The sequence below is a fragment of the Nevskia sp. genome, assembly GCF_023266035.1.
GTDB lineage: Bacteria > Pseudomonadota > Gammaproteobacteria > Nevskiales > Nevskiaceae > Nevskia.
Window position 1 is genome coordinate 1 of the sequence record NZ_JAHFRY010000082.1, and the last position, 9,061, is coordinate 9,061.

At 63.9% G+C, this 9,061-nt stretch carries 9 protein-coding genes; all 9 read right to left on the reverse strand.

The features are described 5' to 3' along the window. The coding region (locus Q0D45_RS13465) for a carbamoyl-phosphate synthase domain-containing protein (RefSeq protein ID WP_293393675.1) at window positions 1–664 on the reverse strand (664 nt) is incomplete at its 3' end. A gap of 173 nt (window positions 665–837) precedes the next feature. Then, window positions 838–1,902, reverse strand: coding sequence for a PA0069 family radical SAM protein (locus Q0D45_RS13470; protein WP_293393677.1), 1,065 nt, complete (start codon window positions 1,900–1,902; stop codon window positions 838–840). A gap of 8 nt (window positions 1,903–1,910) precedes the next feature. Further along, window positions 1,911–2,192, reverse strand: coding sequence for a DUF427 domain-containing protein (locus Q0D45_RS13475; RefSeq protein WP_293393679.1), 282 nt, complete (start codon window positions 2,190–2,192; stop codon window positions 1,911–1,913). Next, on the reverse strand, window positions 2,189–3,529 hold the full coding sequence (locus tag Q0D45_RS13480) for an amidohydrolase (protein ID WP_293393681.1): 1,341 nt from the start codon (window positions 3,527–3,529) through the stop codon (window positions 2,189–2,191). The genes Q0D45_RS13475 and Q0D45_RS13480 overlap by 4 nt, the downstream gene beginning before the upstream one ends. Before the next feature lie 33 nt (window positions 3,530–3,562). Then, window positions 3,563–4,084, reverse strand: a complete 522-nt coding sequence (locus Q0D45_RS13485; RefSeq protein ID WP_366946447.1) for a GNAT family N-acetyltransferase — start codon at window positions 4,082–4,084, stop codon at window positions 3,563–3,565. Beyond that, the gene (locus Q0D45_RS13490) at window positions 4,050–5,912 is read right to left on the reverse strand and encodes a potassium transporter Kup (protein ID WP_293393685.1); all 1,863 of its coding nucleotides are present in this window, start codon (window positions 5,910–5,912) and stop codon (window positions 4,050–4,052) included. The genes Q0D45_RS13485 and Q0D45_RS13490 overlap by 35 nt, the downstream gene beginning before the upstream one ends. Before the next feature lie 33 nt (window positions 5,913–5,945). After that, window positions 5,946–6,761 (reverse strand): 4-hydroxy-tetrahydrodipicolinate reductase, encoded by an 816-nt coding sequence (dapB, locus tag Q0D45_RS13495; RefSeq protein WP_293393687.1) that lies wholly within the window; start codon window positions 6,759–6,761, stop codon window positions 5,946–5,948. A 71-nt stretch (window positions 6,762–6,832) separates the two neighbouring features. Then, window positions 6,833–7,960 carry a molecular chaperone DnaJ gene (gene dnaJ / locus Q0D45_RS13500; RefSeq protein ID WP_293393689.1) on the reverse strand — a complete coding sequence of 376 codons (1,128 nt, stop codon included), beginning with the start codon at window positions 7,958–7,960 and terminating at the stop codon, window positions 6,833–6,835. A gap of 110 nt (window positions 7,961–8,070) precedes the next feature. Continuing rightward, a partial coding sequence (locus Q0D45_RS13505; RefSeq protein WP_293393691.1) for an Hsp70 family protein occupies window positions 8,071–9,061 on the reverse strand: 991 nt, incomplete at its 5' end.

A 9,061-nucleotide genomic window follows, 5' to 3' on the forward strand; every position in this document is an offset into this window, starting at 1 on the left:
ATTGAGCCGGGACCACCGTGACCTTGCAGCCGCGCTCGACCAGCATGCGCAGGATGTTGCGCTTGATGCCGAAGTCGTAGACCACGACATGGCGCGTGCCGCCGGTGATTTCCGGCTCGGCATTGGTCTTCAGCTCCCAGGAGCCGCGCGTCCAGGCGTAGGACGACGCGGTGCTCACCACCTTCGCGAGGTCCATGCCCTTCAGGCCGGGCCAGCCCTGTGCCTGCTTGATCGCGGACTTCTCGTCGATGTGGCCGGCGACGATGCAACCGTTCTGCGCGCCCTTGTCGCGCAGAAGGCGGGTCAGGCGGCGGGTATCGATGCCGGCGATCGCCACCACGTTCTGCTCGCGCAGGTAGTCGCTGAAGTTCTGGGTGGAGCGGAAGTTGCTGGCGGGGCGAGGCACTTCACGAATGATCAGACCGGCCAACTGGGTCTTCTCGGATTCGTTGTCCTCGGGATTGACGCCGACGTTGCCGATGTGGGGATAGGTCAGCGTGACGATCTGTTCGCGGTACGAAGGATCGGTGAGGATTTCCTGGTAACCGGTCATGGCGGTGTTGAAAACCACTTCGCCTACCGTGGAACCCTCGATGCCGATGGATACGCCGTGAAAGGTACTGCCGTCGGCGAGCGCGAGAAGGGCCGGAGTCGTTTGGAGCATGTTGGCGGCTGAGGTCCTTGTAATGGCTAAGGTTGTTCTCCTGTCGCGCACACGCGAAGGGGGGCCGGACTTTTGATGGTTGGCCCCCCTCGCAGGATTAAGACGCCATTTTACGGACTGCACCGTATGGCGTCCATCGAATCCGGACATCATCGGCGTCCAACTTGCTTCGATCAGAACGCAAATGCGCTTTGTCCGCCCTCTTCTGGAACGCGGAAGTGGCTGCAATCGGGCTCGAAGCGGGGCCGATCCAGCCCCAGCTTGCGAGTCGCCAGCCGGTAGCGCTGCGCAATCAGGTCGGCGAAGGCGCCCTCGCCTTTCATCCGCGTGCCGAAACTGGCGTCGTAATCCTTGCCGCCGCGCATCTGCTGGACCAGGCTCATCACGTGTTCGGCTTTCAGCGGAACGTGCGTATCGAGCCAGTCCCGGAACAGCGCCTTGACCTCGAACGGCAGCCGCAGCAGCACATAACTGGCCGACGTTGCCCCGGCATCGCGGCCGGCTTCGAGCACCTGTTCCAGCTCGGCATCGTTCACGAACGGGATCACCGGCGAGAACATCACCCGCACCGGCACGCCGATGTCGGCCAGCTTGCGCATCACTCGCAACCTTGCGTCCGGCGAAGCAGCCCGTGGTTCGAGCGTTCGCTTCAGCGCCGGATCGAGCGTGGTCAGGGTGACGCCAACGGTCACCAGCTTGTCCTTGGCCAGATCGGCCAGCAGATCGAGATCACGCTCGATCAGGATGCCCTTGGTGATGATGCCGATCGGATGCCGGAAGCGCGCCAGCACTTCGAGGATGCTGCGGGTGATCCCGTGCTCGCGTTCGATCGGCTGGTAGCAATCGGTATTGGCGCCGAGCATGGTCATGATCGGCCTGTAGGACTTGCGCCGCAGTTCGGCTTCGAGCACTTCCGCCGCATTGGCCTTGTAGAACAGCCGGGTCTCGAAATCGAGTCCGGCCGACAGGTTCAGATAACCGTGACTTGGCCGCGCGAAGCAGTAAATGCAACCGTGTTCGCAGCCGTGGTACGGGTTGATCGTCTGGTCGAAACCGATGTCCGGCGAGTTGTTACGCGTCAGGATCGATTTCGCCTGCACCGGCCGGACGATGGTCTCGAAAGCCGGCAGCGGCTCCTCGTCCAGCTGCCAGCCGTCATCGATCTTTTCGATCGAACGCGATTCGAAGCGGCCTTCCTCGTTCGAACCCGCACCCCGCCCCTTGCGCAGAACCGCCACGGGACGACTCAGGCTTCGACCTTGACGCCCTTCCAGAACGCGACTCTGCCCTTGATCTCGGCGGCCGCCGCTTTCGGCTCCGGGTAGTACCAGACCGCGTCCTGGTTCGCCGCGCCGTCGACATTCAGCGAGTAGTACGAAGCCCTGCCTTTCCAGCCGCAGACCGTGTGGGTGGCGCTGTCGGCAAGGTACTCGCGCTTGATCGAATCGGCCGGGAAATAGTGGTTGCCTTCGACGACGACGGTGTCGCTGCTTTCGGCGATGACCTGCCCGTTCCAGATCGCTTTCATGATTGGCTCCGAACTTGATTCGCAGATTGGGCCATGTAATCGAGCGTCAGGCCGACCAACGCCCGAACGCCGAGTGGCAGGCCTGATTCATCGACCTTGAAGCGCGGCGAGTGGTTCGGCGCGTACTCGTCGGTCGTCGCGCCCGGCTTGCGAACGCCGACGAATACGAACAAGCCGGGAATCTTCTGCTGGTAGAAGGAAAAGTCCTCGGCGACCGTCTGCGGGGTCGATTCGATGATGTTGGCCTTGCCGGCAATGCGCTCCAGCGTCGGCCGCATCTGCGCGGTCAGCGCCGGATCGTTGTAGGTGACCGGATACGCGTACTCGTCGCCGATGCCGACGATCGCCGTGGCGCCTGAGGCTTCAGCGATCTTGGTCGCGGTGCGTCGCACGGCATCGTTCATGATCAGGCGCGAGGCCGGATCGAGCGAGCGCAAGGTGCCTTTCATCCGCACTTCATCGGGGATGATGTTGTTGCGCACCCCGCCATCGATCTTGCCGATGGTGACGATCGCCGCCCCCTGGGTGATATCGAGCTGACGGCTGACGACCGTCTGCAAGGCGCTGATGATCTGTGCGCTGATCACGATCGGATCGACGCCATTCCAGGGCATCGCGCCATGAGTCTGCTTGCCGTGCACGACGATGTTCAGGTTCTCGGTGCTGGCCATCAGGCTGCCGGCCCGGAACGCCAGCTGGCCAGTCTCGAACTGGGTCAGCACATGCAGGCCGAAGATCACGTCGGGCTTTGGCGCACTGCTCAGCACCCCTTCCTTGACCATCAGCTCGGCGCCGCCTTCCTCGCCGGCGGGACGACCTTCCTCGGCCGGCTGGAAGATCAGTTTCACTGTGCCCGGCAGCCGCGCCTGCAGCTTGGCGAACACCGCCGCGGCGCTGAGCAGCATCGCCATATGGGTGTCGTGACCACAGGCGTGCATGACGCCGACATCCTTGCCGTCGTAGGTCGATTTCACTTTCGACGCGAACGGCAGCACTACCTCCTCGGTCACCGGCAAGCCATCCATGTCGGCGCGCAGCGCGACCACCGGGCCCGGCTTGCCGCCCTTGAGCACCGCGACCACGCCGTTCCTGGCAACGCCGGTCTGCACCTGATAGCCAAGGGCCTGCAGCTTCGCGGCCAGATACTGGCCAGTCTCGCTTTCACGGTTCGACAGCTCCGGGCGCTCATGCAGATAGCGGCGGATGGCGATCAGTTCATCGCTGGTGCCGGCAGCGAGCGCCTCGGCATCCTTGCGCAGCGAATTGTCAGCGGCGAATGCAGGCGCGGCACTCGACAAAGCCGCAGCGAACATCGTCAAACGAAGGGCGCGAATCATCGGATGCCTCTGCCGAAAGGGTCGGCAGCGAGATTAGCGCTTGTCTGCCGCGAACGTCTGCAAGGCCTCGCCGGTGAGGCGGAAGATGCGCCATTCGCTCATCAGCTTCGCACCGAGGCTTTCGTAGAAGCCGATCGCCGGCGCATTCCAGTCCAGTACCGACCACTCCAGGCGGCCGCAACCGCGCTCGACGGCGAGCTGCGCAAGCTGCTGCAGCAGCGCCTTGCCATAACCCTTGCCGCGATGCGCGGGCTCGACGAACAGGTCTTCGAGATACAGGCCACGACGACCAAGAAAGGTCGAGAAGTTGTGGAAGTACAGCGCGAAGCCCACCGGCTCGCCGTGCTCGCGGGCGATCAGGCATTCGGCACCAGGCCGTTCGCCGAACAGTGCCGCATGCAGCGACTCTTCGCTGGCGACGACTTCATGCGACAGCTTTTCGTAGTCAGCCAGCGCGCGGATCAGATGCAGGATCGTCGGCACGTCATCGGCGGTAGCGGCGGTGATCGTCAGCAAGAGCTCAGATCTCGACGTGGAAGCCCAGCTCGACCACATCTTCCGGCGGCAGGCCGTAGAAGTCGGTCGCGCGAATTGCGTTGTGGGCCATGAAGGCGAACAGGTGGTCGCGCCACAGCGCCATGCCCGGCAGATCGTCAGACGGAATCAAGGTCGCGCGGCCGAGGAAATAAGTGACGTTGTCGATGTCGATGTCGAGGCCGAGCTGCTCGCTGAAGCGCAGCGCCACCGGCACATTCGGTGTCTGCATGAAGCCATAGCGGATCACCAGGCGATAGATGCCCGGGGCAACGCCCCAGCCGCGCAGGCGTTCGACCGCCGGCACGCGCGGTTCATCGATGGTCTGCACGGTCAGCAGCACGATGCGTTCGTTGAGCACCCGGTTGCGCTCAAGGTGGCGCAGCAGGTAGGCCGGCGCATGATCACCGCCAGTGAGATACACGCCGGTTCCGGGGATCTTGTGCGGCGGATCTTCACGCACGCGCCGCGCCAGTTCCTGGGTCGATTCCTCACTGCCGGAAATGCGGCTCTGGAACAGCTTGCGGCCGCGGCTCCAAGTGGTCATCAAGGTGAAGATGCCGATCGCCATCACCACCGGCACCCAGCCGCCATCGGTGATCTTGAACAGATTGGCGCCGAAGAACCCGAGGTCGATGATCAGGAACACCGCCGCCACCGGATAGGTGACGCTGGCGCGCCAGTCGTAACGGCGGGCAACGAAGACGGTGAGGATGGTGGTCACCACCATCGTCGACGACACGGCAATGCCGTAAGCCGCGGCCAGCGCACTCGACGAACGGAAGGCCAGCACCAGGCCGATGCAGGCCAGCATCAGCAGCCAGTTCACCGCGGGAATGTAGATCTGGCCCTGCTCGTCGCTCGAGGTCTGGATGATCTCCATCCGCGGCAACTGTCCGAGCTGGACCAGCTGGCTGGTCAGCGAGAACGCGCCGGTGATCATCGCCTGCGAAGCAATGATGGTGGCGAAGGTGGTCAGGCCGACCAGCGGATAGGTCATCCAGTCCGGCGCCAGCTGATAGAACGGATTGTGGATGTCCGGCGCGCCAGTGAGGATCAGCGCGCCTTGGCCGTAGTAATTCAGCAGCAAGGCAGGCAGCACCAGCACCAGCCAGGCGCGGCGGATCGGCGACGGGCCGAAGTGGCCCATGTCGGCATACAGGGCTTCGGCGCCGGTGACGCACAGGAACACCGAGCTGAGCACGATGAAGCCGGCAAAGCCATTACGCAGGAAGAAGGCGATGCCATGCACGGGATTCATCGCCGCCAGCACGGTTGGATTGTTGAGCACGCCATGCGCGCCAAGCGCGCCCAGCACCAGGAACCACAGGGTCATGCCCGGCCCGAACAGAGCGCCGATGCCGGCCGTGCCGCGGCTCTGCACCAGGAAGATGCCGATGATGATCACCAGGGTGATCGGCACCACGAACGGATGAAACGCCGGCGTGGCGACATTCAGGCCTTCGACTGCCGACAGCACCGAGATCGCCGGCGTGATCGCGCCATCGCCATACATCAGCGAAGCACCGAACAGGCCGAGCAGCATCAGCACATAACGCTGCGAACCGCGCCTTGCCCGCCAGGGATTGAGCAGCGCCACCAGGGCGATGGTGCCGCCCTCGCCCTTGTTGTCGGCTCTGAGCACGATCGCCAGATACTTGATCGTTACCACCAGGATCAGGGCCCAGGTGATCAGGCTGAGTACACCGAGCACATTGGCCGGCGTGCTGGCAACACTGTGCTCGCCGTAGAAACATTCACGCAGCGCATAGATCGGGCTGGTGCCGATATCGCCATAGACGACGCCAAGCGCGACAACGCTCAGCGGCAGACTCTTGCGATCAGACATCCTGGCGATTCCGTTCGATGGCGTCGGTATCTGTCAGTCGTTCAGGGACAGGACGTCGCGCATCGAATAAAGCCCCGCCGGCTTGCCGACCAGCCAGGCCGCTGCGCGCAACGCACCATTCGCGAAGTTCGTGCGAGTCGTTGCGCGGTGGGAAATCTCCACTCGTTCGCCTTCGCCGAGGAACAGCACCGTGTGATCGCCGACCACGTCGCCACCGCGTACCGTCGCGAAGCCGATGGTTTCCCGCTTGCGGGCGCCGGTCTGGCCTTCGCGGCCGTAGATGGCATTGCTGAGCAGATCGCGATCGAGGCCGGCTGCCGCCGCTTCGCCGAAGGCCAGCGCGGTGCCGCTCGGCGCATCGACCTTGTGACGGTGATGGGCTTCGACGATCTCGACGTCGTAATCCGCGCCCAGCGTGTGCGCCGCCAGTTCGACCAGCTTTAGCGCGACATTGACGCCGATCGCGTAATTGGCCGCGATGCACAGCGGAATGCGCTTCGCAGCCTCGGCGATCACCAGCTTCTGCTCCGGCGTGAAGCCGGTGGTACCGATGACGATCGGCGTGCCATTGGCGATACAGACTTCAAGGGCAGCCAGGGTGGCGCCCGGCGCGGTGAAATCGACGACCACCGCTGATTGCTGGATCGCCGGAATCAGCGCTTCGCTGACGACAACTCCGACGGCAGTCTGGCCAACCAACACACCGGCATCGATGCCAATCGAAGCATTACCGGCGCGTTCGACGGCGGCGGCCAGACTGAGGCGATCGTTGCGCAAGGTGGCATCGATCAGGGACCGTCCCATGCGCCCGGAGGCACCGAGGATGGCCACGGAAAGCGGTTGAGTCATGTTAGGCAGCGGCAGCCGGAAAGGGCGCTAGATTACGCGCGTTCTCGCCGGCTGCGGGGACTTGTCTCGCGTCAGCTCGGCTTGATGTGGGTTTCGAAGAACTGCTTGGCCTTCGATAGCCAGCTACTCGCTGCCGGGCTGTGCTTTTCGCCGCCCTTGTCGACCGTTTCGCCGAACTCCTTGAGCAGGTCTTTCTGCTTGCGCGTCAGGTGCACCGGCGTTTCGACGACGACGGCGCACAACAGATCGCCCTGCGGACCACCGCGCACCGGCTTGACGCCGAGCCCGCGCAGACGGAACACCTTGCCGCTCTGCGTACCTTCGGGAACGGTCAGCTTGGCCTTGCCGTTCAAGGTCGGCACGTCCATGTCGCCACCGAGGGCGGCGACCACGAAACCGACCGGCACCTGGCAGTGCAAGTCGTTGTTATCGCGATCGAAGATCTCGTGCGGCTTGACCTCGACCTGCACGTACAGATCACCGGCCGGCGCGTTGCGCTCGCCCGGCTCGCCTTCACCGCTCAGGCGGATGCGATCACCGGTATCGACACCGGCCGGCACCTTCACTTCCAGGGTCTTTTCGCTGCGGATCTTGCCGGCACCGCGGCAGCTCTTGCAGGAATCGGTGACCACCGTGCCGCGGCCGCGGCAGGCCGGGCAGCTCTGCTGGAGCACGAAGAAGCCCTGCTGCACACGTACCTGGCCGGCACCACGGCAGGTACTGCAGGTCTGCGCCGGTTTGCCATCCGCGGTGCCATTGCCGTTGCAGGGTTCGCAATCGCGCACCGTCGGAATCCGGATGGTTTCAGCGGTGCCGAACACTGCCTGCTCCAGGCTCAGCTCGATCCGGTAGCGCAGATCGGCACCGCGACGCGGACCTCCGCGTCCGCCACCGCCGCCGCCACCGAAAATGTCGGAAAATACGTCGCCGAAAATGTCAGCGAAGCCACCGCCGAAATCGCTGCCGCCGCCGCGCTGCATGCCTTCGTGGCCGTACTTGTCGTAGACCGCGCGCTTGTTGGCGTCGGTCAGCACTTCGTAAGCCTCGTTCGCTTCCTTGAAGGATTCTTCGGCCGCCTTGTCGCCGGGATTACGATCCGGGTGGCACTTCATCGCCAGCTTGCGATAGGCCTTCTTCATCTCGTCGTCGCCGGCGCTCTTGCTGACGCCAAGGACTTCGTAGTAATCGCGCTTGCTCATGTTCGTCGTGAGGCTTCTTGAAAAGGGGTGCCGGGGAAAACGCAAAAGGCGGAAGGCACGAGTCGGGCCGTTTTACCGGCGACTCGCACCTTCCGCCCGTTGCCAGGGACTTACTTCTTGTCCTTCACTTCGGTGAATTCGGCATCGACGACATCGCCGTCCTTGCCGCCGGCTTCAGCCTGCGCACCGGCTTCGGCACCACCGGCGCCGGCTGCGGCACCGGCCTTGGCGTAGGCGCGTTCGGCCAGCTTGCCCGAGGCTGCAGCCAGCGCTTCAGTCTTCGCGGTGATCGCATCCTTGTCGCTGCCCTTCAAGGCTTCGCGCAATTCGGCAATGGCCGACTCGATCGCCTTCTTCTCGTCGTCCTGCACTTCGCTGGCGAGATCCTTCAGCGACTTCTCGACGCCGTGGATCATCTGGTCACCCTGGTTGCGGGCGGTGATCAGCTCGTTGAACTTGCGATCCTCGTCGGCATGGGCTTCGGCGTCCTTGATCATCTTCTTGATCTCGTCCTCGGACAGACCCGAGTTCGCCTTGACCACGATCGACTGCGACTTGCCGGTGGCCTTGTCCTTGGCCGACACGTTGAGGATGCCGTTGGCGTCGATGTCGAACGTCACCTCGACCTGCGGCACGCCGCGCGGCGCCGGCGGGATGTCGGTCAGATCGAACTTGCCGAGGCTCTTGTTGGCGGCCGCGATCTCGCGTTCGCCCTGCAGCACGTGCACGGTCACGGCGCCCTGATTGTCGTCGGCGGTCGTGAAGGTTTCCGACTTGCGGGTCGGAATCGTGGTGTTCTTTTCGATCAGCTTGGTCATCTTGCCACCGAGCGTCTCGATGCCGAGCGACAGCGGGGTGACGTCGAGCAGCAGCACGTCCTTGACTTCACCGGACAGCACCGCGCCCTGGATCGCAGCACCCACGGCGACCGCTTCATCCGGGTTGACGTCACGGCGCGGTTCGCGACCGAACAGCGCCTTGACCGCGTCCTGCACCTTCGGCATGCGGGTCTGACCGCCGACCATGATCACTTCCTGAATCTCGGACGCCGACAGGCCGGCATCCTTCAGCGCGGTCTTGCAGGGTTCAAGCGTCTTGGTG

Bases quoted from the DNA above. Each gene is read 5' to 3' on its own strand.
- dapB (WP_293393687.1), bottom strand. From the start codon at position 6,761: ATGACTCAACCGCTTTCCGTGGCCATCCTCGGTGCCTCCGGGCGCATG.
- Q0D45_RS13485 (WP_366946447.1), bottom strand. From the start codon at position 4,084: ATGTGGTCGAGCTGGGCTTCCACGTCGAGATCTGAGCTCTTGCTGACG.
- dnaJ (WP_293393689.1), bottom strand. From the start codon at position 7,960: ATGAGCAAGCGCGATTACTACGAAGTCCTTGGCGTCAGCAAGAGCGCC.
- Q0D45_RS13480 (WP_293393681.1), bottom strand. From the start codon at position 3,529: ATGATTCGCGCCCTTCGTTTGACGATGTTCGCTGCGGCTTTGTCGAGT.
- Q0D45_RS13475 (WP_293393679.1), bottom strand. From the start codon at position 2,192: ATGAAAGCGATCTGGAACGGGCAGGTCATCGCCGAAAGCAGCGACACC.
- Q0D45_RS13490 (WP_293393685.1), bottom strand. From the start codon at position 5,912: ATGTCTGATCGCAAGAGTCTGCCGCTGAGCGTTGTCGCGCTTGGCGTC.